The organism is Allobosea sp. TND4EK4 (assembly GCF_900156025.1).
GTDB lineage: Bacteria > Pseudomonadota > Alphaproteobacteria > Rhizobiales > Beijerinckiaceae > Allobosea.
The window spans coordinates 110950-134248 of sequence record NZ_FTMO01000005.1; the positions used below are offsets into that span (position 1 = coordinate 110950).

Annotated in this window: 17 protein-coding genes and 1 tRNA gene; all 18 read right to left on the reverse strand. The window is 65.2% G+C overall.

Translation table 11 applies throughout. The features are described 5' to 3' along the window. Window positions 1–8 precede the first annotated feature (8 nt). The 18 genes from rpsJ to pncB all read right to left on the reverse strand — a co-directional run bounded on the left by rpsJ (window position 9) and on the right by pncB (window position 23273). Entirely contained in the window at window positions 9–317 is a 309-nt protein-coding gene (gene rpsJ, locus BW981_RS11385) for a 30S ribosomal protein S10 (protein ID WP_038365384.1), read from the reverse strand. Window positions 318–384: 67 nt separating this feature from the next. Then, window positions 385–1575, reverse strand: coding sequence for an elongation factor Tu (tuf, locus tag BW981_RS11390; protein WP_076439201.1), 1191 nt, complete (start codon window positions 1573–1575; stop codon window positions 385–387). A 44-nt stretch (window positions 1576–1619) separates the two neighbouring features. Further along, window positions 1620–3695: an elongation factor G gene (gene fusA, locus BW981_RS11395; RefSeq protein WP_076439203.1), complete on the reverse strand. Its 2076-nt coding sequence runs from the start codon at window positions 3693–3695 to the stop codon at window positions 1620–1622. Window positions 3696–3728: 33 nt separating this feature from the next. Further along, window positions 3729–4199 carry a 30S ribosomal protein S7 gene (gene rpsG, locus BW981_RS11400; RefSeq protein ID WP_076439205.1) on the reverse strand — a complete coding sequence of 157 codons (471 nt, stop codon included), beginning with the start codon at window positions 4197–4199 and terminating at the stop codon, window positions 3729–3731. 73 nt (window positions 4200–4272) lie between these two features. After that, window positions 4273–4644 carry a 30S ribosomal protein S12 gene (gene rpsL / locus BW981_RS11405; protein WP_038358286.1) on the reverse strand — a complete coding sequence of 124 codons (372 nt, stop codon included), beginning with the start codon at window positions 4642–4644 and terminating at the stop codon, window positions 4273–4275. A 426-nt stretch (window positions 4645–5070) separates the two neighbouring features. Then, complete coding sequence (gene rpoC / locus BW981_RS11410; protein ID WP_076439207.1) at window positions 5071–9255, reverse strand: DNA-directed RNA polymerase subunit beta'; 4185 nt, start codon at window positions 9253–9255, stop codon at window positions 5071–5073. 110 nt (window positions 9256–9365) lie between these two features. Beyond that, window positions 9366–13517, reverse strand: a complete 4152-nt coding sequence (gene rpoB / locus BW981_RS11415; RefSeq protein ID WP_076439209.1) for a DNA-directed RNA polymerase subunit beta — start codon at window positions 13515–13517, stop codon at window positions 9366–9368. A gap of 362 nt (window positions 13518–13879) precedes the next feature. Beyond that, window positions 13880–14257: a 50S ribosomal protein L7/L12 gene (rplL, locus tag BW981_RS11420; RefSeq protein WP_076439211.1), complete on the reverse strand. Its 378-nt coding sequence runs from the start codon at window positions 14255–14257 to the stop codon at window positions 13880–13882. Between the two features lie 50 nt (window positions 14258–14307). After that, complete coding sequence (gene rplJ, locus BW981_RS11425) at window positions 14308–14823, reverse strand: 50S ribosomal protein L10 (protein WP_076439213.1); 516 nt, start codon at window positions 14821–14823, stop codon at window positions 14308–14310. 518 nt (window positions 14824–15341) lie between these two features. Continuing rightward, a complete protein-coding gene (rplA, locus tag BW981_RS11430; RefSeq protein WP_076439215.1) occupies window positions 15342–16040 on the reverse strand; it encodes a 50S ribosomal protein L1 in 699 nt (232 codons plus the stop codon). Between the two features lie 13 nt (window positions 16041–16053). After that, a complete protein-coding gene (rplK, locus tag BW981_RS11435) occupies window positions 16054–16485 on the reverse strand; it encodes a 50S ribosomal protein L11 (protein WP_076439217.1) in 432 nt (143 codons plus the stop codon). Between the two features lie 212 nt (window positions 16486–16697). After that, a complete protein-coding gene (locus tag BW981_RS11440) occupies window positions 16698–18320 on the reverse strand; it encodes a methyl-accepting chemotaxis protein (RefSeq protein ID WP_244560304.1) in 1623 nt (540 codons plus the stop codon). A 102-nt stretch (window positions 18321–18422) separates the two neighbouring features. After that, window positions 18423–18956 carry a transcription termination/antitermination protein NusG gene (gene nusG, locus BW981_RS11445; RefSeq protein ID WP_076439221.1) on the reverse strand — a complete coding sequence of 178 codons (534 nt, stop codon included), beginning with the start codon at window positions 18954–18956 and terminating at the stop codon, window positions 18423–18425. Between the two features lie 14 nt (window positions 18957–18970). Then, the gene (secE, locus tag BW981_RS11450) at window positions 18971–19165 is read right to left on the reverse strand and encodes a preprotein translocase subunit SecE (RefSeq protein WP_076439222.1); all 195 of its coding nucleotides are present in this window, start codon (window positions 19163–19165) and stop codon (window positions 18971–18973) included. 196 nt (window positions 19166–19361) lie between these two features. Next, on the reverse strand, window positions 19362–20093 hold the full coding sequence (locus tag BW981_RS11455; RefSeq protein ID WP_076439224.1) for a class I SAM-dependent methyltransferase: 732 nt from the start codon (window positions 20091–20093) through the stop codon (window positions 19362–19364). 51 nt (window positions 20094–20144) lie between these two features. After that, a tRNA-Trp gene (locus BW981_RS11460) sits at window positions 20145–20220 on the reverse strand. A 165-nt stretch (window positions 20221–20385) separates the two neighbouring features. After that, the gene (tuf, locus tag BW981_RS11465) at window positions 20386–21576 is read right to left on the reverse strand and encodes an elongation factor Tu (protein ID WP_076439201.1); all 1191 of its coding nucleotides are present in this window, start codon (window positions 21574–21576) and stop codon (window positions 20386–20388) included. 410 nt (window positions 21577–21986) lie between these two features. Continuing rightward, on the reverse strand, window positions 21987–23273 hold the full coding sequence (pncB, locus tag BW981_RS11470) for a nicotinate phosphoribosyltransferase (RefSeq protein ID WP_076439226.1): 1287 nt from the start codon (window positions 23271–23273) through the stop codon (window positions 21987–21989). Window positions 23274–23299 lie beyond the last annotated feature (26 nt).

Below are 23299 nucleotides of genomic sequence, written 5' to 3' on the forward strand. Positions count from 1 at the left end.
GCTCCGACTTAGAGCTTGATCTCGACGTCGACGCCGGCGGCGAGATCGAGCTTCATGAGGGCGTCGACCGTCTGGGGGGTCGGGTCGACGATGTCGAGAACCCGCTTGTGGGTCCGCATCTCGAACTGCTCGCGCGACTTCTTGTCGATGTGGGGCGAGCGGTTGACCGTGAACTTCTCGATGAGCGTCGGCAGCGGGATCGGGCCGCGCACCTGGGCGCCGGTCCGCTTCGCCGTCGACACGATCTCGCGGGTCGACGCGTCGAGGACACGGTGATCGAACGCCTTGAGGCGGATCCGAATGTTCTGACCGTTCATGGTCTCATGTTCTCCGTGACGTGAAAAGGCGAAGGCCCGAAAGGGCCCTCGCCCTCACGAAAACGCGTTACGCGATGATGCTTGCGACGACGCCGGCGCCGACGGTGCGGCCGCCTTCGCGGATGGCGAAGCGCAGCTTCTCTTCCATCGCGATCGGGGCGATCAGCGTCACCTCCATCGAGATGTTGTCGCCCGGCATCACCATCTCCGTGCCTTCCGGCAGCGAGACCACGCCGGTCACGTCCGTCGTGCGGAAGTAGAACTGCGGCCGGTAGTTGGTGAAGAACGGCGTGTGGCGCCCGCCCTCTTCCTTCGTCAGGATGTAGGCCTCGGCCTTGAACTTCGTGTGCGGCTTCACCGAACCCGGCTTGCACAGCACCTGGCCGCGCTCCACGTCCTCGCGCTTCGTGCCGCGCAGCAGCGCGCCGATGTTGTCGCCAGCCTGGCCCTGGTCCAGAAGCTTGCGGAACATCTCCACCCCCGTCACCGTCGTCTTGACCGTGTCCTTCAGGCCGACGATCTCGATTTCCTCGCCGACCTTCACGATGCCGCGCTCGACGCGGCCCGTCACCACCGTGCCGCGGCCCGAGATCGAGAACACGTCCTCGACCGGCATCAGGAACGGCTGGTCGATCGGACGCTCCGGCTGCGGGATGTACTCGTCCACCGTCTTCATCAGCGCGACCACCGCGTCATGGCCGATCGCCTTGTCGCCGTTGTCCAGCGCGACCTTCGCCGAGCCCTTGGTGATCGGGATGTCGTCGCCCGGGAAATCGTACTTCGACAGAAGCTCGCGGATCTCCATCTCGACCAGCTCGAGCAGCTCGGCATCGTCGACCAGGTCCACCTTGTTCATGAACACCACAAGCGCCGGAACGCCGACCTGGCGCGCCAGAAGGATGTGCTCGCGCGTCTGAGGCATCGGCCCGTCAGCCGCCGACACAACCAGGATCGCGCCGTCCATCTGCGCCGCGCCCGTGATCATGTTCTTCACATAGTCGGCGTGGCCGGGGCAGTCGACATGCGCATAGTGACGGTTCGCCGTCTCGTACTCCACATGCGCCGTCGAGATCGTGATCCCGCGAGCCTTCTCCTCCGGAGCCTTGTCGATCTGGTCATACGCCGTGAACGACGCGCCGCCCGTCTCCGCCAGAACCTTCGTGATCGCAGCCGTCAAAGACGTCTTGCCATGGTCAACGTGACCAATCGTTCCAATGTTGCAGTGCGGCTTCGTCCGCGAAAACTTCTCTTTGGCCATCGTAGCCTCCGTTCGATTCTTCAGTGTTCAGTCGATGGTTCCGGTCAGGCGTACTTGGCCTGGACCTCGGCGGCGACCGCCGACGGAACCTGCTCGTAATGGTCGAACTGCATCGTGTAGTTCGCGCGGCCCTGCGAAAACGAGCGCAGCTGGTTCACATAGCCGAACATGTTCGCCAGCGGGACCATCGCGTTGATCACGACGGCATTGCCGCGCATGTCCTGGCCCTGGATCTGGCCACGGCGCGAGTTCAGGTCGCCGATGACCGAACCGGTGTAGTCTTCCGGGGTCACGACCTCGACCTTCATGATCGGCTCGAGAAGGACCGAACCGGCCTTCTGCAGGCCTTCGCGAAGACCGGCGCGCGAGGCGATTTCGAAGGCCAGGGCCGACGAGTCGACTTCGTGGAAGGCGCCGTCAACCAGCGAGACCTTGACGTCCACCACCGGGAAGCCGGCGAGGACACCCGACGAGATGACCGAGTTGAGGCCCTTCTCGACGCCCGGGATGTACTCCTTCGGCACCGCGCCGCCGACGATCTTCGACTCGAACTCGAAGCCCTTGCCGGTCTCGTTCGGCTCGACCGTGAACTTGACGCGGGCGAACTGGCCCGTGCCGCCGGTCTGCTTCTTGTGGGTGTAATCGATATCGACCTTCTTGGTGATCGTCTCGCGATAGGCGACCTGCGGAGCGCCGATATTGGCGTCGACCTTGTAGGTGCGCTTCAGGATGTCGACCTTGATGTCGAGGTGGAGCTCGCCCATCCCCTTCAGGATGGTCTGGCCGCTCTCCTGGTCGGTCGACACGCGGAAGGACGGATCCTCGTTCGCGAGCTTCGACAGGGCGAGGCCGAGCTTCTCCTGGTCGGCCTTGGACTTCGGCTCGATCGCGATCGTGATGACCGGCTCGGGGAACTCCATGCGCTCCAGGATCACGGCCTGAGCCGGATCACACAGCGTGTCGCCGGTGCGGACATCCTTCAGGCCGGCCAGGGCGACGATGTCGCCGGCGAAAGCCTCCTTGATGTCTTCGCGGTTGTTCGCGTGCATCAGCAGCATGCGACCGACGCGCTCTTTCTTGTCGCGCGTCGAGTTGATGACGCCCTGCCCGGTCTCGACCTTGCCGGAATAGACCCGGCAGAAGGTGATCGTGCCGACGAAGGGGTCGTCCATGATCTTGAAGGCGAGCATGGAGAAGGGATCTTCGTCAGTCGGGTGACGAACGGTCTCTTCCTCGGTCTTGAAGTCGATGCCCTTGATGTCGCCGCGATCGATCGGCGACGGCAGGAAGTCGACCACCGCGTCCAGCAGCGGCTGCACGCCCTTGTTCTTGAAGGCAGAACCGCAGAGGACAGGATGGAAGGCGCGGCGCTGGACGGCCGTGCGGACCAGCTTGCGCAGCGTCTCGGCGTCGGGCTCGGTGCCTTCGAGATAGGCCTCCATCGCCGCGTCGTCCATCTCGACGGCGGCCTCGACCAGCTTGTTGCGATACTCGGCAGCCTTGTCGGCGAGGTCGGCCGGGATGTCCTTCTCCTCGAAGGACGCGCCCAGCGCTTCGCCGTTCCAGACGATCGCCTTCATCTTGATGAGGTCGATCACGCCAGCGAAATCGGACTCCGATCCAATCGGAATCTGAAGGCAAACGGGCTTGCCGGCGACGCGGTCGATGATGTCCTGAACGCAGCGATAGAAATCGGCGCCGATCTTGTCCATCTTGTTGACGAACACGACGCGCGGGACGTCGTATTTGTCGGCCTGGCGCCAGACCGTCTCGGTCTGCGGCTCCACACCCTGGTTTCCGTCGAGCACGCACACCGCGCCATCGAGCACGCGCAGCGAACGCTCGACCTCGATGGTGAAGTCGACGTGGCCGGGGGTGTCGATGATGTTCAGGCGATGGTCACGCCACAGGCAGGTCGTCGCGGCGGAGGTGATCGTGATGCCACGCTCCTGCTCCTGCGTCATCCAGTCCATGGTCGCGGCGCCGTCATGGACTTCGCCGATCTTATGCGACTTGCCGGTATAGTAGAGAATGCGCTCGGTCGTCGTCGTCTTGCCCGCATCGATGTGGGCCATGATGCCGAAGTTGCGATAACGATCGATGGGATGGGAACGGGCCATGGTCGTGCTCTGTCTCTCGGTTCAGCCGGCCGCTTACCAGCGGTAGTGCGAGAAGGCGCGGTTGGCTTCCGCCATCCGGTGCGTGTCTTCACGCTTCTTGACGGCGTTGCCGCGGTTGTTCGCGGCGTCCATCAGCTCGGCCGAGAGGCGCTCGACCATCGTCTTGTCGTTGCGGCCGCGGGCGGCCGTGATCAGCCAGCGAATGGCCAGCGCCTGGCGGCGCTCCGTGCGAACCTCGACCGGGACCTGATAGGTGGCACCGCCCACGCGGCGCGAACGAACCTCGATCGCCGGGGCGACGTTCTCGAGAGCCGTCTTGAAGACGCCGAGCGGCTCGGCCTTGGTCTTGGCCTCGATGATGTCGAAGGCACCGTAGACGATCCGCTCGGCGGTCGACTTCTTGCCTTCGTACATGACCGAGTTCATGAACTTGGTCACGACGATATCACCGAACTTCGGGTCCGGGATAACTTCACGCTTTTCGGCACTGTGGCGGCGGGACATCGTCTAGTCTCCGGTCAATCTGGAACGCTGCGGACCGGCCCGGGTCTCAAGACCCAGCCGGTCGGGCAGAAAATTACTTCGGACGCTTGGCGCCGTACTTCGAGCGGCGCTGCTTGCGGTTCTTGACGCCCTGCGTATCGAGGACGCCGCGCAGGATGTGATAACGCACGCCGGGAAGGTCCTTCACGCGGCCACCACGGATCATGACGACCGAGTGCTCCTGAAGGTTGTGACCCTCGCCCGGGATATAGCCGATCACCTCGAAGCCGTTCGTCAGGCGAACCTTGGCCACCTTGCGGAGCGCGGAGTTCGGCTTCTTCGGGGTCGTCGTGTAGACGCGCGTGCACACGCCGCGCTTCTGCGGGCACGACTCGAGCGCCGGGGCGGTGTTACGCGCCTTCACGGGCGAGCGCGGCTTGCGGATGAGCTGGCTGATTGTCGGCATTCTGGCCTCTCGCCCCACTGAGCGTTTGGAAATTCGTGGTCTCGATATCCAGATCGGCAAAAGCCATGACATAAACGAAGCCGCGCCATCGGCGCCCTGTTCGGGGCCTCAGGCGCGCTCGCCAGCAGAGGAACACGGAACCTCCGCGTTCATGCATCTTGCCATGTCGTCGTTCGACGCTGGAATTCCGACGGAGTTTCGGTCGCGAAACTCGCTTGCGAACGATGCGCAGGCGACAGACGTGTCCGACAACCGTCGACAGTGGCGCGCTTATGACTCACAGGGAGATTCGCGTCAACCCCGAAACCACCGGCAGCACCGCAGTTTCGCCGGGTGCGGCAGGCGCGCGCCCTCTCCTGCCCCACGACGCAACAAAAAGGCCGCCCGAAGGGGGCGGCCTTTCCGATCGTTGCCTGACCGTTAGCCTTACTCGGCAGCCGGAAGCACCGCCGCGGCCTGGGCAGCGGCCTTGGCCGCCGCATCCGCCTTCTGCCCGACGATGAGGTCGTCGCGGCGCGTAGCCACCTGCTTGATGCGGGCGACCTGGGCGCCGGTGCCGGCCGGGATGAGCGAGCCGACGATGACGTTCTCCTTGAGGCCCTCAAGCATGTCCGACTTGCCGTTGACCGCCGCCTCGGTGAGGACGCGGGTGGTCTCCTGGAAGGACGCCGCCGAGATGAAGGAGCGGGTCTGCAGCGAGGCCTTGGTGATGCCGAGAAGGACCGGCACCCCGGAGGCGGGCTTCTTGCCCTCCTCCCGCAGCTTCGCATTGACCTCTTCCAGCTCGATCCGGTCGATCTGGTCGCCGGTCAGGATGTCGCTGTCTCCCGACTCGGTGATCTCGACCTTCTGCAGCATCTGCCGGACGATGACCTCGATGTGCTTGTCGTTGATGGTCACGCCCTGGAGGCGATAGACCTCCTGGATTTCGTTCACCAGATAAGCCGCCAGCTCCTCGACGCCCTTGATCGCGAGGATGTCGTGCGGGGCCGGGTTGCCGTCGAGGATGTAGTCGCCCGTCTCCACGACGTCGCCGTCCTGGAGATGGATGTGCTTGCCCTTCGGGATCAGGTACTCGAGCCCGTCGGAGCCGTCATGCGGCGTCAGCGTGACGCGACGCTTGTTCTTGTAGTCCTTGCCGAAGCCGATGACGCCGGACTTCTCGGCGATGATCGCCGCATCCTTCGGACGACGCGCCTCGAACAGCTCCGCCACGCGCGGCAGACCGCCCGTGATGTCGCGGGTCTTGGCCGAGTCGGTCGAGACACGGGCGAGCACGTCGCCGGCCTTGATCGCGTGGCCAGGCTCCACCGAGATGATGCCCTCGACCGGCAGGATGTAGCGGGCATCGCCGCCACGGGCGAGCTTCGCGATCTTGCCGTCCGTCCCGAAGATCACCATCGCCGGCTTGAGGTCGGCCGTACGGGCCGAGCCGCGCCAGTCGATGACGACGCGCTTGGAGATGCCCGTCGCCTCGTCGGTCGTCTCGGTGATCGACATGCCGTCCACGAGGTCCTCGTAGCCGACGGTGCCGTCGACCTCCGCCAGGATCGGGCGGGAATAGGGATCCCACTCGATCAGGCGCTGGCCGCGCTTGACCTTGTCGCCCTCGTCGACCCGCAGCTTCGAGCCGAACTGGACGCGATGGACCGCGCGCTCGGCACCGTCTGGCCCGACGATCACGATGGCGATGTTGCGCGCCATGGCGATGAGGTCGCCATCGGAGTTCCGCGCGACGTTGCGGTTGCGCATCTTGACCGTGCCTTCGAAGTTCGACTCGACGAAGGACTGGTCGGCGATGGTGGCCGCGCCGCCGATGTGGAAGGTGCGCATGGTGAGCTGCGTACCCGGCTCGCCGATCGACTGCGCCGCGATGACGCCGACCGCCTCGCCCATGTTGACGGGCGTGCCGCGGGCCAGATCGCGCCCGTAACAGGTGGCGCAGACGCCGTTCTTGGTCTCGCAGGTGAGGACCGAACGGATCTTCACCTCCTGGACGCCGGCGGCGTTGATCTTCGCGATGTCGCTTTCCTCGATCACGATGCCCTTGGCGACGATGACCTTGCCCTCGACATCGACGATGTCTTCGGCGGTCGCGCGGCCCAGGATGCGCATGCCGAGCGAGGCCACGACCTGGCCGGCATCGACGATGGCGCGCATCTTGATGCCGTTGTCGGAGCCGCAATCCACCTCGGAGATGATCGCGTCCTGCGCCACGTCGACGAGACGGCGGGTGAGATAGCCGGAGTTGGCCGTCTTGAGCGCCGTGTCGGCGAGCCCCTTGCGGGCGCCGTGGGTCGAGTTGAAGTACTCGAGAACGTCGAGGCCTTCCTTGAAGTTCGAGATGATGGGCGACTCGATGATCTCGCCCGACGGCTTGGCCATCAGGCCGCGCATGGCGGCAAGCTGGCGCATCTGCGCCGGCGAGCCACGGGCACCGGAGTGCGACATCATGTAGATCGAGTTGATCTGCTTGTCGCGGCCGAGATCGTCCTTCTGGACGGTCGAGATGCGGGCCATCATCTCCTGGGCGAGCTTGTCGGAGCACTTCGCCCAGGCGTCGACGACCTTGTTGTACTTCTCGCCCTGGGTGATCAGGCCGTCCTGGTACTGCTGCTCGTAGTCCTTGGCGAGCGCGCGGGTCGTGTCGACGATCTCCCACTTGTTCTCCGGCACGACCATGTCGTCCTTGCCGAAGGAGATGCCGGCCTTGAAGGCGTGCTTGAAGCCCAGCCCCATGACGCGGTCGCAGAAGATCACCGATTCCTTCTGACCGCAGCCGCGATAGACGGCGTCGATCATTCCGGAGATTTCCTTCTTCGTCATCAGCTTGTTGACGACGTCGAAGGACACGGCCGGGTGCTCCGGCAGCGCGGTCGAGAGGATCACGCGGCCCGGGGTGGTGTCGTAGATCTTGGTGTACGGCTTGCCGTCCTGACCGACGCCGGTCCAGCGATATTTGATCTTCGAGTGCAGCGTGATGACCTTCTCATGCAGCGCGTGCTCGAGTTCGCCGAAATCACCGAAGGCCTTGCCCTGGCCGGGCTCGCCGTCCGAGACGATCGAGAGGTAGTACAGGCCGAGCACGATGTCCTGCGAGGGCACGATGATCGGCATGCCGTTCGCGGGGTGCAGGATGTTGTTGGTCGACATCATCAGCACGCGCGCTTCCAGCTGCGCCTCGAGCGACAGCGGGACGTGCACGGCCATCTGGTCGCCGTCGAAGTCCGCGTTGAACGCGGCGCAGACCAGCGGATGCAGCTGGATCGCCTTGCCCTCGATCAGCACGGGCTCGAAGGCCTGGATGCCGAGGCGGTGCAGCGTCGGGGCGCGGTTCAGCATCACCGGATGCTCGCGGATGACCTCGTCCAGGATATCCCAGACCTCGGGCTTCTCCTTCTCGACGAGCTTCTTGGCCTGCTTGACCGTGGTCGAGTAGCCCTTGGCGTCGAGGCGCGCATAGATGAACGGCTTGAACAGCTCCAGCGCCATCTTCTTCGGCAGGCCGCACTGGTGCAGCTTCATCTCCGGGCCGACGACGATGACCGAGCGGCCGGAATAGTCGACGCGCTTGCCGAGCAGGTTCTGCCGGAAGCGGCCCTGCTTGCCCTTCAGCATGTCGGCGAGCGACTTCAGCGGGCGCTTGTTGGCACCCGTGATGACGCGGCCGCGGCGGCCGTTGTCGAACAGCGCATCGACGGATTCCTGCAGCATCCGCTTCTCGTTGCGGATGATGATGTCCGGCGCGCGCAGCTCGATGAGGCGCTTCAGGCGGTTGTTGCGGTTGATGACGCGGCGATAGAGATCGTTCAGGTCCGAGGTGGCGAAGCGGCCGCCATCGAGCGGAACGAGCGGACGCAGATCCGGCGGGATGACCGGAATCTGGGTCATCACCATCCATTCCGGCTTGTTGCCCGACTCCTGGAACGCCTCGATGATCTTGAGGCGCTTCATCAGCTTCTTGGGCTTCAGCTCCGACGTCGTCGTCGCGATCTCATGCTTGAGATCGGCGTTGATCTGGTCGAGGTCGAGCGCGCGCAGCATCTCGCGGATGGCTTCCGCGCCGATCATGGCAGTGAAGGTGTCCGCGCCGTACTCTTCCTGCGCCCGGACGTACTCCTCCTCCGACAGCAGCTGCCGGTCCTTGAGCGGGGTCAGGCCCGGCTCGATGACGACGTAGCTTTCGAAATAGAGGATGCGCTCCAGGTCCTTGAGCGGCATATCCATGAGCAGGCCGATGCGCGAGGGCAGCGACTTCAGGAACCAGATATGCGCCACCGGGGCGGCGAGCTCGATATGGCCCATGCGCTCGCGCCGGACGCGGGCGAGCGTCACCTCGACGCCGCACTTCTCGCAGATGACGCCCTTGAACTTCATGCGCTTGTACTTGCCGCACAGGCACTCGTAGTCCTTGATCGGCCCGAAGATGCGCGCGCAGAACAGGCCGTCACGCTCCGGCTTGAACGTGCGGTAGTTGATCGTCTCGGGCTTCTTGATCTCGCCAAACGACCAGGACAGGATCTTCTCCGGGCTCGCGATCGAGATCTTGATCGCGTCGAAGGCCTGCTGGACCGGCTGCTGGCCGAAAAGGTTCATGACCTCTTGCTTCATCGCCTGTCTCCTTCCGCCGGCGGGGGCGAAGGCCACCCTGCCCGGCTCGTCAATTCCGTCTGCCGGCGGCGTGAGTGCCGCCGGCGAATGTCCAAGGTTCGTCTAGCGGCTCACTCGGCCGCTTCGGCCGGCGGCAACTCGCCCGGCTTCACCTTGTTGTTGATCAGCTCGACGTTGAGGCCGAGCGAGCGCATTTCCTTGACGAGAACGTTGAAGCTCTCGGGGATGCCCGCCTCGAAGTTGTCCTCGCCGCGCACGATCGACTCGTAGACCTTGGTGCGGCCCGCGACGTCGTCCGACTTCACCGTCAGCATCTCCTGCAGCGTGTAGGCGGCGCCATAGGCTTCGAGCGCCCAGACCTCCATTTCGCCGAAGCGCTGGCCGCCGAACTGCGCCTTGCCGCCCAGCGGCTGCTGGGTGACGAGCGAGTAAGGACCGATCGAACGCGCGTGGATCTTGTCGTCCACGAGATGGTGCAGCTTGAGCATGTAGATGTAGCCCATCGTCACCTTGCGGTCGAAAGGCTCGCCCGTGCGTCCGTCATAGAGGGTCGACTGGCCCGACGAATGCAGCCCGGCCTGCTCCAGAAGCCGCTCGATGTCGGCCTCCTTGGCGCCGTTGAACACCGGCGTCGCGACGGGAACGCCGCGGCGCAGGTTCTGGCCCATCTCGACGAGTTCCTTCTCGTCCATCGAGGCGATGATCTCGTTGTCCTCGTAGACGGCATCGAACTCGGCCTTCAGCGCCTTGAAGTCGTTCGACTTCTTGTACGCGTCGAGCGCCTTGCCGATCTGCTTGCCCAGGCCCGCAGCCGCCCAGCCCAGATGGGTCTCCAGGATCTGGCCGACATTCATGCGCGAGGGCACGCCGAGCGGGTTCAGCACGATGTCGGCATGGGTGCCGTCCTCGAGGAACGGCATGTCCTCCACCGGCACGATGCGCGAGACCACGCCCTTGTTGCCGTGGCGGCCCGCCATCTTGTCGCCGGGCTGGATCTTGCGCTTCACCGCGACGAAGACCTTGACCATCTTCATCACGCCCGGAGGCAGCTCGTCGCCGCGCTGCAGCTTCTCGACCTTGTCGAGGAAGCGCTGCTCGAGGCGCTTCTTCGACTCGTCGTACTGCTTCCGCATCGCCTCGATCTCGGTCATCAGCGAGTCTTCGGCGGTGGCGAACAGCCACCACTGCGAGCGCGGGAACTCGCTCATCACCTCGCGGGTGATGACCGTGTCCTTCTTGAAGCCCTTCGGGCCGGCGAGGCCCGTCTTGCCCGTCAGGATCTCGGCGAGGCGGGCGAAGGTGTTGCGGTCGAGGATCGCCTGCTCGTCGTCTCGGTCCTTGGCGAGACGCTCGATCTCCTCGCGCTCGATCGCCTGGGCACGCTCGTCCTTGTCGACGCCGTGGCGGTTGAACACGCGCACTTCGACGATCGTGCCCTGCACGCCCGGGGGGACGCGCAGCGAGGTGTCGCGAACATCCGAAGCCTTCTCGCCGAAGATGGCGCGCAGCAGCTTCTCTTCCGGCGTCATCGGGCTCTCGCCCTTCGGCGTGATCTTGCCGCAGAGGATGTCTCCGGCTGCCACTTCCGCGCCGATATAGACGATGCCGGCTTCGTCGAGGTTCTTCAGAGCCTCTTCCGACACGTTCGGGATGTCGCGGGTGATCTCCTCAGGCCCGAGCTTGGTATCGCGCGCCATGACCTCGAACTCCTCGATATGGATCGAGGTGAAGATGTCCTGGGAGACGATGTTCTCGGAGAGAAGGATCGAGTCCTCGAAGTTGTAGCCGTTCCACGGCATGAACGCGACCAGCACGTTGCGGCCGAGCGCAAGCTCGCCGAACTCGGTCGACGGGCCGTCCGCGACGATGTCGCCCTTCTTGACGACGTCGCCGACGCGCACCAGCGGGCGCTGCGTGATGCAGGTCGACTGGTTGGAGCGCTGGAACTTCTGCAGCCGGTAGATGTCGACGCCCGGCTTGGTCGGGTCCGTCTCGCCGGTGGCGCGGATGACGATACGGGTCGCATCGACCTGGTCGACGATGCCGGCGCGGCGGGCCGCGATCGCGGCGCCCGAGTCACGGGCGACGACCGCTTCCATGCCGGTGCCGACGAAGGGCGCGTCCGCGCGAACCAGCGGCACCGCCTGGCGCTGCATGTTCGAGCCCATCAAGGCGCGGTTGGCGTCGTCGTTCTCGAGGAACGGGATCAGCGCCGCGGCAACCGAGACGAGCTGCTTGGGCGAGACGTCCTGGAAATCGACCTTGTCGACCGGCGTGACGACGACTTCACCCGCGCGGCGGCAGACGACGAGGTCGTCCGTCAGGCGGCCTTCCTTGTCGACGGCGGCATTCGCCTGCGCGACGTTGTACTTCATCTCCTCCATGGCGGAGAGATAGATCACCTCGTCGGTAACCTTGCCGTCGCGGATGCGGCGATAGGGGCTCTCGATGAAGCCGTACTTGTTCACCCGCGCGAAGGTGGCGAGCGAGTTGATCAGGCCGATGTTCGGGCCTTCCGGCGTCTCGATCGGGCAGATGCGGCCGTAATGGGTCGGGTGCACGTCGCGCACCTCGAAGCCGGCGCGCTCGCGGGTGAGACCGCCCGGGCCAAGCGCCGAAAGACGGCGCTTATGCGTGACTTCCGACAGCGGGTTCGTCTGGTCCATGAACTGCGAGAGCTGCGAGGAGCCGAAGAACTCGCGCACGGCGGCGGCCGCCGGCTTCGCGTTGATCAGGTCCTGCGGCATGACCGTGTCGATATCGACCGAGCTCATGCGCTCCTTGATGGCGCGCTCCATGCGCAGGAGACCCAGGCGATACTGGTTCTCCATCAGCTCGCCGACCGAACGGACGCGGCGGTTGCCGAGATGGTCGATGTCGTCGATCTCGCCCTTGCCGTCGCGCAGGTCGACCAGCGCCTTGACGACCGCGAAGATGTCCTCCTTGCGGAGGATGCGGACAGTGTCCTCGGCATCGAGATCGAGGCGCATGTTCATCTTCACGCGGCCAACGGCCGAGAGGTCGTAGCGCTCCGGGTCGAAGAACAGCGACTGGAACATGTTCTCGGCGGTCTCGAGCGTCGGCGGCTCGCCAGGACGCATCACGCGATAGATGTCGAACAGGGCTTCCTCGCGGCGCGAGTTCTTGTCGACGGCGAGCGTGTTGCGAATATAGGGGCCGACCGTGATGTGATCGATGTCGAGCACCGGGATCTCGGTATAGCCCTTGGCGATCAGGTCGACGAGATTGCCCTTCATCTCGCCGGTCTTGGCCTCCGCCGCCATGACCAGCTCTTCGCCGGCCTCGGCGTGGACCTCGCCCGTCTCCGGATCGACGATATCCTCGGCGACATACTGGCCGACAAGATCCTCGTCGGAGGCGCGCAGGAACTTCAGCCCCTTCTCGGCCAGCTGGCGAGCAGTGCGGGCGACAAGCTTCTTGCCGGCCTCGACCACGACCTCGCCGGTATCGGCATCGATCAGATCGACGGTCGCCTTGAAGCCCTTCATGCGCTCCGGGTCGTAGGGAACGCGCCATCCGTCGCCGTCACGGACATAGGTGATGTGGTTGTAGAAGCGGCCGAGGATCTCCTCGCCGTCCATGCCGAGCGCGAACAGCAGCGAGGTGACCGGAATCTTCCGCTTCCGGTCGATACGCGCATAGACAATGTCCTTGGCGTCGAACTCGATGTCGAGCCACGAGCCGCGATAGGGAATGATGCGCGCGGCGAAGAGCAGCTTGCCCGAGGAATGGGTCTTGCCCTTGTCGTGGTCGAAGAAGACGCCCGGCGAACGGTGCATCTGGGAGACGATGACGCGCTCGGTGCCGTTGACGATGAAGGTGCCGTTGTCGGTCATGAGCGGCATGTCGCCCATGTAGACATCCTGCTCCTTGATATCTTTCACCGACTTCGCCTGGGTGTCCGGATCGATATCGAACACGATCAGGCGCAGCGTCACCTTGAGCGGCGCAGAATAGGTCATGCCGCGCTGGCGGCACTCGTCGACGTCGTATTTCGGCGGTTCGAAGGTGTACTTGACGAACTCCAGCAGCGAGGCGCCGGAGAAATCGCCGATCGGAAACACCGACCTGAAGACGGACTGAAGGCCCTCGTCGGCGCGGCCGCCCTTGGGCTCGTCGACCATCAGGAACTGGTCATAGGACGCCTTCTGAACCTCGATGAGGTTCGGCATCTGAGCCACTTCCTTGAGCTTGCCGAAGAACTTGCGGACGCGCCTGCGGCCCTGAAGCGAATTGACCATGTTGTTCCTCGCGTTCTCTGGCACCGTCCGACGCAGGGCGACCACGAGGCCACCATGTTCCGGCAGATACCGACCTCTCCGTTCAGAACCGGCCCCGGCGCATCCCTTCGGGCGCCCCGGCTTCGGCTCCATGGACGGCTCACCGGGCGGTCGGCACAGCATGCGCTGGCCGCCGGGTGAACCGTTTGGCGCTTGATGCGCCGCCCTCAACTCGTTGTCGAAAGCCTCGCCGCGCGGTTGCAGCGGGCCTCCTGCGACAACTCCCGCGCAAATCCGCGGAAACGACGCAACAGCCCCGGAGGCAAGGCGCCCCCGGGACTGTCTGTTTTGCTAGAGCAGGACCGGCACCAGCCGGCCCGGGCTCACTTGAGCTCGACCTTGGCGCCGACGGCCTCGAGCTGCTTCTTGAGCTTCTCGGCCTCGTCCTTGCCAACGCCTTCCTTGACGGGCTTCGGAGCGCCTTCGACCAGGTCCTTGGCTTCCTTGAGGCCCAGGCCGGTGATGGCGCGGACTTCCTTGATGACTTCGATCTTCTTGTCGCCGGCCGAGGCCAGGACAACGGTGAACTCAGTCTGCTCCTCGGCGGCGGCAGCCGGGGCGCCGGCGGCCGGGCCAGCCGCAACGGCGACGGCGGCGGCGGCGGAGACGCCCCACTTCTCTTCGAGCATCTTGGCGAGGTCAGCGGCCTCGAGAACGGTGAGCGACGACAGCTCGTCGACGAGCTTGGCGAGATCGGCCATGGTTTAACTTCCTGTCTTAAGAGGTTCGAACGATAAGGGTTTGCTGGCTATCAAGCCGCATTCTTGTCGGCATAGGCCTGAACCACGCGAGCCAGCTTGCCGGCGGGCGCGTTCGTGAGCTGCGCGAGCTTCGTAGCCGGGGCCTGGACAAGGCCGATGAGCTTGGCGCGCAGTTCGTCGAGCGAGGGCATCGTGGCCAGGGCCTTGACACCATCGGGGTTCAGGGCGGTCGTGCCCATCGCGCCGCCCAGGATGACGAGCTTGTCGTTCTCCTTGGCGAAAGCGGTGGCGACCTTCGGCGCCGCGACCGGATCGTTGGAATAGGCGATCAGGGTGGGACCCGTCAGCAGCTTGCTGATGGACGCGACGTCGGTGCCTTCAAGAGCGATCTTGGCCAAGCGGTTCTTTGCGACCTTAACAGTGGCGCCATTCGCCTTCATCTCGCGACGAAGCTTCTGGAACTGGGCCACGGTCAAACCCGCATAGTGGGCCACGACGACGACCGACGTGTTCGCAAACACGTCGTTCAGCGAAGCGACGGCATCTTTTTTTGCCGCTTTATCCACTGGGCTCTCTCCGGTTGACGACGAGCATGACACTCGCCGCCGGTTGCAAATGCCGCTTCCAGAACCCCGGTTGACACCGGCGTGCCGTGAAGCGACGCTTGGTGCCCTGTCCCCGCTCGAAGACCTCTTGATGAGGCTGCGACCGGGCGAGATGGTTCGAACCGTCTTCTTCCGGATCCTGCGATCCGGGACTAAGCTCTTGCACCGTCTATGCAGGCCTCTTGGCGAAATTATGCCCGCAGCCGAAGCTCCGGAGCACCTGCAGTCTCAGACAGGACTGGGTGATTCCATGCCGCAAGATCGCTCTTTCGGCCCCGAAACACCCATTTTTCAGCGGAATTCCGCCAAAAAACGCGAAATAGACCCCTGCGCGCGAAGCGCGCCGGAGCCCTGTGACTCATGGAAACAGGCGAGCGTCATAACGTCTTCACCCGCTCCTGCCAAGTAGCCTCTCGATTCCTTGAAATCAAGAGCGACCGGAGCGGGGCGGGCCTGGCGGCCTGCCCCGCTCGGGCGAATTACGCACCCATGACGGTGTTCGGCTCGATCTTGACGCCCGGGCCCATCGTCGAGGACAGCGCGACGCGCTGGATATAGGTGCCCTTGGCGCCGGCCGGCTTGGCCTTGGCGACCGAGTCGACGAACGCCTTGATGTTCTCGGCGAGCTTCTCGGCCGAGAACGAGGCCTTGCCGACCGCGGCATGCACGATACCGGCCTTCTCGACGCGGAACTCGACCGAACCGCCCTTCGAGGCGGCGACGGCGGCGGTCACGTCCATGGTGACGGTGCCGACACGCGGGTTCGGCATCAGGCCGCGCGGGCCGAGCACCTTACCGAGGCGGCCGACGAGGCCCATCATGTCCGGGGTCGCGATGCAGCGGTCGAAGTTGATCTCGCCCTTCTGGACGGACTCGACCAGATCCTCGGCACCGACGATGTCCGCACCGGCCTTCTTGGCCTCCTCGGCCTTGGGGCCGCGGGCGAAGACGGCGACGCGCAGCGTCCGGCCCGAGCCGTTCGGCAGGTTGCAGACGCCGCGGACCATCTGGTCGGCGTGACGCGGATCGACGCCGAGATTCATCGCGATCTCGACCGTCTCGTCGAACTTGGCGTTGGCGCGCTCCTTGATGAAGGTCACGGCCTGATCGAGCGTGTAGAGCTTGGTGCGGTCAATGCCTTCACGGCCCTTGACGACGCGCTTTCCCACATGTGCCATTGTCAGATCTCCCTCAGCCCACGACTTCCAGGCCCATCGACCGGGCGGAGCCCTTGATCATGGACGCTGCGGATTCGACGGTGCTGCAGTTGAGATCGGCCATCTTCTTCTCGGCGATCTCATTGATCTGAGCGACGGTCACCTTGCCGACATTGCCGCCGCGGCCCGGGGTCTTGGAGCCCGAGGTCAGGCCGGCGGCCTTCTTCAGCCAGTACGAGACCGGCGGCTGCTTCATTTCGAAGGTGAAGGAGCGATCCGCATAGGCGGTGATGATCACCGGGATCGGCATGCCCTTTTCCATCTGCTGGGTCTTCGCGTTGAAGGCCTTGCAGAATTCCATGATGTTGAGGCCGCGCTGACCCAGCGCCGGACCGATCGGCGGCGACGGATTGGCCGCGCCCGCCGGAACCTGAAGCTTCACGTAGCCCGTGATCTTCTTCGCCATGATGGCTGCTCCTGCCGCCTGCCCCGCTGCCTGGCGGAACGACGACGCCCCTGCCCGTGGAAGCTCTCCAGGGGGGCCGGGGTGGTTGCAGTGCGTGGTGCGGCGCCTGTGATCCGGCTGGCGACCGGCACGCCTCCCACGCGGTTGAGGCGCGCCCTATGGCACAGAAGGCGCGACAGTGGAAGTCCCTTTCGCGGGCGCCCGCTGACTCGTCAGGCCGCTTCGCCCTCCGGCTGGGCCTGCCGCGTCTGCGCGATGAAGCTCTCGACCACCTCGCGCAGGCCTGCCGCCTGCCGATCGAGGTCGGTGGAAGCCTGCATGGCAGCCTCCGCCGTCCGGCGCCACTGCTCGGTCATGGCGGCCACCTGCTCGACCTGCTCGGCGACGAGGCGCACATCCCCTGCCGTGCTGGCCGTGCTCTCGGCGATGGCGGAGGAATTGGCTTCCTGCTGGCGGGTCAGCTCGGCGATCGAATCCGCGGCCGCCTCGACATCGTCGATCGAGTCCACCAGCGTGCCGACGCGGCAGGTGAGCCGGTCCGCAGCCACGCGGATCAGGTCGAGACCGCTCTGCACCTCCACCGTCGCCTGCGCCGTGCGCTGCGACAGCTGCTTGACCTCGGAGGCGACGATCATGAAGCCTCGCCCGGCTTCGCCCGCACGCGCGGCCTCGATCGTGGCGTTGAGCGCCAGCAGATTGGTCTGGCTGGCGACGGAGGAGATGATGTCGATGATGCTGGAAATGCGCCCCACGGCCTCGTGCAGCGCGCCCGTATCCGCCCTCGCCTCTCCGACCAGAGCCTTGGCCCCGATGCTGACCTCGGCGCTGCGCTGCGCCTCGCGGGCCGCTTCCCTGACCAGGGCGGTGATCTCGCCGATGGTCGACGCGACGTCGCCGACATGGGCAGCGACACGCTGCGTCGATTGGGCGGCGGCGCTGGCGCGGCGATCGACATCTCCGGAATAACCGCCGAGTTCACGAGCGGCCTGCGACATCCGGCTGGAATGGGTCTCGAGCGCGGCCCCGATCGCCGCGATGCGATCCTGGAAGGCAAGGCTCTGGGTTCTGGCCTCCTCTCGCCGCTGGATATCGTCGGCCATCGCAGCCATGCGCTGGACCGCAGCCTCCTGCCCGGCCTTTTGATCATTCAGATGAGCGCTTAGCGCCCTGGCTAAGGCACCGATCTCGTCGCTGCGCGCAGCCACGCCGGACAGCCAGGACGTGCTGCCCGGCCCCTCGCGCAGCACCCGCGCCATCTCGATGATCGGCCGGACGAGCCAGCGGTATTCCAGCCCGACGATCAGGAAAAGGGCCAACAGACCGGCAGCCCCGAGCACGGCCTCGATCCGCTCGGATTCGTCGATCTGGCTTCTGAGCCGCGCGCCGATATCCATCAGCGCACCGTTCAGGGCGAGATGCATGTCCTCGTGGATCGCCGGCCACTGGCGGAACACGGCGAGGTTTTCGCTGCCCTCGGGCGCTTGCTGGCGCGCCGTGCCGAGGAGGACCTCGGACTGGCGGGCACGATCACGGACCTCGCCTTTCGTCCAGGCGCCGATGTCGGCTATGGCCCGCGCCATCTCGTCGATCGGCGTCGTGCTGGTAGCATGAGCCGGATCGCCATGCAGCACCGTGTGCAGCTTCTCGAAAGCCGCAGCGGCCTCTTCAAGCCGCACCAACGCCCGCCCGCTCGTCGATAGCTCGCTTGCGATATGGTCCAGCCGCTCCGAGCGGAGGACTTCGTTGATCGTGTATGCGCCGAGGAGGGGGCCGAGAATGGCACCCCAGAGCACCATGCGCTGGCCGACCGTCGCTTTGAAATGCTGCAGAACCATGTCGACCAAAAGGAGCTCTTTTGACGACTCACTGTCAGCCCGACCCCTTAAAGTCGGCTTAACGCAACGTCACATAGTACTATGGGATAGTGATCGCGGCGATCAGAGCTTCTCGACCTGGCTGTATTCAAGCTCGACCGGCGTGGCGCGGCCGAAGATCGAGACCGCGACCTTGAGCCGCGCGCGGCCATGGTCGACATCCTCGACGACGCCGTTGAACGAGGCGAACGGACCATCCGCGACCTTCACCTGCTCGCCGACCTCGAACACGATCGTCGGCTTCGGGCGCTCGACGCCCTCGGCGACCTGACCCTTGATGCGCATCGCCTCGCTCTCGGGGATCGGCATGGGCTTGGCCTTGTCGGCGCCCAGGAAGCCGGTGACCTTCGGCGTATTCTTGATGAGGTGGTAGACCTCGTCGGTCATCTCGCACTTCACCAGCACATAGCCCGGGAAGAACTTGCGCTCGGCCTCGACCTTGCGGCCGCGGCGAACCTCGACGACCTTCTCGGTCGGCACCAGCACCTCGTCGAACTTGTCGGCCAGGTTGCGCTGTTGCGCCTGGTCGCGGATCGACTGGGCGACCTTGTTCTCGAAGTTCGAATAGGCGTGGACGATGTACCAGCGGGTGCTCACGTTCTCAATTCCGTTCAACGGGCGCCGAGGATGAGGCCGAGACCCCAGCGGATGAGGGTATCGGCGAAGAGGAAAAACAGGCTGGAGACGACGACCATCGCCAGCACGAGGCCGGTGGTGATCAGCGTCTCGCGGCGCGAAGGCCAGGTGACCTTGCCGGCCTCGGTGCGCACGTCCTGCAGGAACTGGAAAGGATTGGATTTCGCCATGGACCACCTTGGATTCCGATCCGCTCCACGACCCCTGCCGCAGGCCGAATCGGCCGTCCTGAAACATTCGCGGCGCGGGACCCGGGAGGGTCGCGCGCCGTCATCGAGAGCCCTCTTACATCGCCGCAGGCCTTAAGCCAAGACCCTTCGAACGAGAGCTGTTTGCCTGCGCGCGGGCCGATGATCCGCAGCGGACTCAATCCCGCTGCGCCGCGATCAGCAGGAAGAGCGGTCGCGCCCTCTCCTTCGCCCAGGACGGCTCCGCGGCGACCTGTTGCGGGCTCGGCCCCCATTCGACCAGCCGCCGCAACGAAAAGCCCGCACCGCGCAGCAGGTCGAGATAGGTCGCGATCGTGCGGTGCTGCTTTATCACGCCGTCGGCCAGCCAGTTGCTGACCCGCGGTCCCTCGTCGAGGTAGCCGTTGACCGGCCAGGTGGGGCGACCATCCGCATCTGCGAGCCAGCTCTGCCGCGCCGGTGCCGTCAGGAGAGGATGCTCGACGGAGCAGACCAGCACCCCGCCCGGCGCCAGGCCGGTATGGATCCGGGCAAGCACGGCAGCGAGATCGACGATGTAATGGAAAGCCAGCGAGCTGTGAGCGAGGTCGAAACCGGCTGCATCGGGCGCGAAGCTCTCGAGATCGGCGCGCCGATAGCCGATACAGGTATCCGGCGTCTCGCGCCGCGCCCGCTCCAACATCCTCTCGGACACGTCGACGCCAAGCACGCTCGCCGCCCCCTCGCCTGCCGCGAAACGGGCGAACCAGCCGAAGCCGCAGCCGAGATCGAGCACCCGCGTCCCTGCGAGCGGCGGCAGCATCGCCCGCAGTTCCGGCCACTCAGGCGCTCCCGCAAGCCCCTGAACGGAGCGCGGAAGGCGACTGTAGCCCGCAAAGAAAGTCTCGTCGTCGTAGATGTTCTGGGTCATGGCGCCGGAGGATCCGCATTGCGGACTGCACGCGCCTCGCCGAAAGGCGACTGGCAGGGGCGGTAGGGCTCGAACCTACGACAACCGGTTTTGGAGACCGGTACTCTACCAACTGAGCTACACCCCTGCAGGTGCGCGTCATGTGCCCCAAGGCGGCACGCATTTCAAGTCGAAATTGTACCGACCCTTTGAAAATTCCACGGATCCGGCAGGACGCGGAGGGTCCGAAAAACAGAAAAAGGGCGGTGTCGCCACCGCCCTTTCCCAAATCAATGCGCAGCAGTCGCCGTGATCAGGCGATGATGCTTGCGACGACGCCGGCGCCGACGGTGCGGCCGCCTTCGCGGATGGCGAAGCGCAGCTTCTCTTCCATCGCGATCGGGGCGATCAGCGTCACCTCCATCGAGATGTTGTCGCCCGGCATCACCATCTCCGTGCCTTCCGGCAGCGAGACCACGCCGGTCACGTCCGTCGTGCGGAAGTAGAACTGCGGCCGGTAGTTGGTGAAGAACGGCGTGTGGCGCCCGCCCTCTTCCTTCGTCAGGATGTAGGCCTCGGCCTTGAACTTCGTGTGCGGCTTCACAGAGCCCGGCTTGCACAGCACCTGGCCGCGCTCCACGTCCTCGCGCTTCGTGCCGCGCAGCAGCGCGCCGATGTTGTCGCCAGCCTGGCCCTGGTCCAGAAGCTTGCGGAACATCTCCACCCCCGTCACCGTCGTCTTCACGGTGTCCTTCAGGCCGACGATCTCGATTTCCTCGCCCACCTTCACGATGCCGCGCTCGACGCGGCCCGTCACCACCGTGCCGCGGCCCGAGATCGAGAACACGTCCTCGACCGGCATCAGGAACGGCTGGTCGATCGGACGCTCCGGCTGCGGGATGTACTCGTCCACCGTCTTCATCAGCGCGACCACCGCGTCATGGCCGATCGCCTTGTCGCCGTTGTCCAGCGCGACCTTCGCCGAGCCCTTGGTGATCGGGATGTCGTCGCCCGGGAAATCGTACTTCGACAGAAGCTCGCGGATCTCCATCTCGACCAGCTCGAGCAGCTCGGCATCGTCGACCAGGTCCACCTTGTTCATGAACACCACAAGCGCCGGAACGCCGACCTGGCGCGCCAGAAGGATGTGCTCGCGCGTCTGCGGCATCGGCCCGTCAGCCGCCGACACAACCAGGATCGCGCCGTCCATCTGCGCCGCGCCCGTGATCATGTTCTTCACATAGTCGGCGTGGCCGGGGCAGTCGACATGCGCATAGTGACGGTTCGCCGTCTCGTACTCCACATGCGCCGTCGAGATCGTGATCCCGCGAGCCTTCTCCTCCGGAGCCTTGTCGATCTGGTCATACGCCGTGAACGACGCGCCGCCTGTCTCCGCCAGAACCTTCGTGATCGCAGCCGTCAAAGACGTCTTGCCATGGTCAACGTGACCAATCGTTCCAATGTTGCAGTGCGGCTTCGTCCGCGAAAACTTCTCTTTGGCCATGACACCCTTGTCCTCGAAGGCGGCCCTTCGGGCCTAGAAACGCGGGTCGCATTAGGAGGTTTTGCGCGAGGATGCAAGGTTCCCCGCTTCCCGAGTCGCTCCGAGGCCGTGACGCCGCGGCATCCCGCGGCGCCAGAGCAAGCGCAGCTCGGCGGCCGTCGCGGATTCGCACCGCGAGGCTCGGGGCATCGCGGCGAAGCCCTGCGGGCCCAGCTTGTAGAGCAGCTTGCTAACCGGAAAGCCCCCGTCGGGCGCTTTCGTCAGCCCCCAGCGCGGCAACCACCTCGGCGTCGTCCGCGTCTTCGAATGCAAGGATGGCGCACAGCAGCATGCGCCGGAAGCGTATCATGCCGGGTCCCCCAACCCGCGAGCGACATCGCGAATCGCAAACATGACGGCGAAATACTTCCTTAACGGCTGTCGGCGGCCCCGAACACCCGCCGATAGCGCGCCACCGTCTCCGGATCGCCCGAGACCTTCTCGGGATTGTCCGACAGCTTCACCGCCGGCCGGCCGTTGGCCTTCGTCACCTTGCAGACCAGCGACATCGGGTCGAGCGCGCGCGAGCCGTCGGGCGAGCAGCCGACCAGGTCGTTGGTGAGGTCGGTACCCCAGCCGAAGGCCATGCGCACCTTGCCGTCGAAATGCCGGTAGACGCGCTCGATCGCATCGACATCGAGCCCGTCCGAGAAGACGAGCAGCTTCTCGCGCGGGTCGCGCCCATGGTCGCGCCACCACGCCATGATCGTCTCGCCCGCCGGGATCGGCGGCGCGCTGTCGGGCCTGAAGCCGGTCCAGTCCGCCACCCAGTCGGGCGCGTGGCGCAGGAAGCTCTGTGTGCCGAAGGCATCGGGCAGCGCGATCAGCAGGTTGCCGCCATAGACCTGCCGCCACTCGTCGAGCACGCGATAGGGCGCGCGCAGCAGCGCCTCGTCGGACTCGGCGAGCGCCGCCAGCACCATCGGCAGCTCATGCGCATTGGTGCCGATCGCTTCGAGATCGGTGTCCATCGCCAGAAGCACATTGGACGTGCCGGTGAAGGCGGGGCCCAGCCCTTCCTTCAGCGCCTCCACGCACCAGCGCTGCCAGAGATGGCCATGGCGCCGCCGCGTGCCGAAGTCGGAGAGCTTCAGGTTCGGCAGCTTCTGCAGCCGCTCGACCTTGTCCCACATCTTGGCCTTCGCACGGGCATAGAGCACATCGAGCGAGAAGCGCTTCTGCCCCACCATGACCCGCCGAGCCCTGAGTTCGTTGATGATGGCGAGCGCCGGCACCTCCCACATGGTGGTGTGGGTCCATGGCCCGTCGAAATGCAGCTCGTACTGGCCGTCGACCTTGCGCAGGTCGTATTCGGGCAACTGGAACGAGGCCAGCCAGCCCATGAAGTCCGGCGAGAACATCTGCGTCTTGCCGTAGAAGCTGTTGCCCGCCAGCCAGATCAGCTCGTTCTTGGTGAAACGCAGCGAGCGCGCATGGTCGAGCTGCGCCCTGAGCTCCCCCTCATCGACGATGTCGCCGAGGCGGATATGCTTCGAGCGATTGATCAGCGAGAAGGTAACCTGCACCTCCGGGTGGAAGGCCCGGATCATCTGCAGCATCAGCAGCTTGTAGAAATCGGTGTCGAGCAGGCTCCGGATGATGGGGTCCAGCCGCCAGCCATGATTGTAGGTCCGGGTCGCGATGTCGGTGTAGATCATGTCGGCATCAGGTCCGGGTCAGGCGA